A 2,326-nucleotide genomic window follows, 5' to 3' on the forward strand; every position below is an offset into this window, starting at 1 on the left:
GAACTCTTATGTCATGAGAATTTAAAACATCAGGATTTGCATTGATAACTTTTTTTATACTTTCAATTGTTTCTCTATCAGGTGCTTCTCCAATGAGAAAACTTGAAGTTTTTTTAATTAAATCAAAAGCAACCCATAATAATAGACAAACAACAAAAATTCCAAAAATTCCATCCAGATGATAAAATCCAAACTTCATAAATACCAAACCTATTCCAACAACAAAAGAAGCAATTCCATCCAATCTGTGGTGCCATCCATCTGCTATCAGAACATCTGAGTTTATTTTTTTACCGAGTGAAAAAGAAAATTTTGTCATCCATTCTTTGAAAAATCCTGAAAGAAACATAAAAATTATTATAAAAATTCCCGGTTGAATTTTCTGAGGATTTTTAATCCTTAAAATAGAAATTTTAGCAAGGTCAAAACAGGCAAAAAGTAAAAGAAAAGATATAACTAAAGTTGCAATTTTTTCAATCCTTCCATGCCCAAATGGATGTTTTTTATCAGGTGGTTTTCTGCTCAATTTAAAACCAATAATTACAACTATGGAAGTTAAAACATCAGATAGAGAATGGAATGCTTCTGTTATTAAAGAAATACTTTTTAAAACAATTCCAAAAAAAACTTTATTATAAAAAGAAAAATATTACCCAAAATACTTACCCATCCCTCAAGATAACCAAAATATTCCCTTGAAACTTCTCTATTTTTCGTCAGTTTATTTATAAGGATTTCATTAAGATTCATTTTATTCAGGAAAACAATATTTCTTTTGCTTTCTCTATTCCTTTTCCAATATCAACTTTATACCCGAGTTTCTCAAGTCCAATTCCAAGAGCAGTTATCCCTGTTATAACATCAAATTCATCCTGCCATCCAAGGTGGGAAATTCTTACAATTTTACCTTTAAGTTTATCCTGACCCGGAGCAATTGAAATACCATAATTTTTTCTGACAAATTTTATGAGTTCATCTCCATTTACACTTTCTGGAAGTAATACTCCTGTAACAGCATCTGAGGGATATGAAGAAAGGAGTTTTAATCCCATAGATAAAATTGCCTGTCTTGTACTTTCTGCTCTTTTTTTGTGTTCTTCCCATATTTTTTCAATTCCATATCCTTTAATTATTTCTATTGATTTTCTTAATCCAACTATTAAAGAAACAGGTATCGTAAATGGAAAATCATATTTTTCAAGTGTCTTTTTATATTTTTTAAGGTCAAAATAATATTTTGGAAGATTTGAGTTTTGGGTTTTTGTCCATGCTTTTTCACTTAAAGAAATGAAAGCAAGTCCGGGTGGAAGCATAAAGGCCTTCTGTGAGCCAGTTAGAAGACAATCTATTTTCCAGTCGTCCATATAACATGGAACAGCACCAAGAGAACTTATTGCATCAACTACAAGTATTATATCCGGATATTTTGAAACAATTTCACCATAACCTTTTACATCAAAATGAGTTGCAGTTGATGTTTCACACAAATTGGCAAAAACTCCTTTAGCATCTTTATTTTCTTCTATGATTTTTTCAAGTTCTTCTTTTTTGAATGTTTTCCCCCATTCAACCTTTACATCAACAACATTAAGTCCATAAGATTTCCCTATTTCAACAAACCTTTCTCCAAATTTTCCACCATTTATAACTATTATTTTTTCTCCTTTTGAGAATAGATTTACAACACTTGCTTCCATTGCTCCTGTTCCAGATGAAGATAAAATTAAAACATCATTTTTTGTCTGAAATAAATATTTAAGTCCTTCAAAAACCTCTTTTGCAATATTTAAAAATTCTTCTGTTCTGTGATGTATTATTGGTTTTGCCATTTCAAGTAAGACATCTTCAGGAATACTTGTTGGTCCTGGTGTAAAAAGTTTATGCTTTTTCATTTTACCTCCTCTTTTTAAATTAAAGCATTTTTTAAAACTTCTTTTACATCTTCAACTTCAATAATTTCAATACTTTCTTTAACCTTTTTTGGAATTTCAATAAGGTCTTTATCGTTTTCTTTAGGAATTATCACTCTTTTAATTCCTGCTCTTTGTGCTGCCAGTATTTTTGCTTTCAGTCCTCCAATTTTTAAAACTTTTCCCTGTAATGTTATTTCACCGGTCATTGCCAGATTTGAATCAACAGGTCTTCCTGTTAAACAGGAAACAAGTGCTGTTATAATTGTAACTCCTGCTGATGGGCCGTCTTTTGGTATTGCGCCTTCTGGAACATGAATATGAATGTCAAGTTCCTTATAGAAATCAGGGTTTATTCCGAATTCCTCTGCATGGGCACGAACATAACTTAAAGCAGCACGGGCGGATTCTTTCAT

Annotated in this window: 3 protein-coding genes; all 3 read right to left on the reverse strand. The window is 31.0% G+C overall.

The features are described from left to right. Positions 1-592, reverse strand: a 592-nt coding sequence (locus PKV21_09190) for a cation diffusion facilitator family transporter (protein ID HOM27658.1), incomplete at its 3' end; no start/stop codon positions are given. Positions 593-755: 163 nt separating this feature from the next. Beyond that, on the reverse strand, positions 756-1,892 hold the full coding sequence (locus PKV21_09195; GenBank protein HOM27659.1) for an alanine--glyoxylate aminotransferase family protein: 1,137 nt from the start codon (positions 1,890-1,892) through the stop codon (positions 756-758). Positions 1,893-1,906: 14 nt separating this feature from the next. Continuing rightward, positions 1,907-2,326 (reverse strand): magnesium chelatase domain-containing protein (locus PKV21_09200; protein ID HOM27660.1); only part of this gene is annotated, 420 nt, incomplete at its 5' end.

This window comes from bacterium (assembly GCA_035371905.1).
In the GTDB taxonomy this organism is placed as follows: Bacteria; Ratteibacteria; UBA8468; order B48-G9; family JAFGKM01; genus JAMWDI01.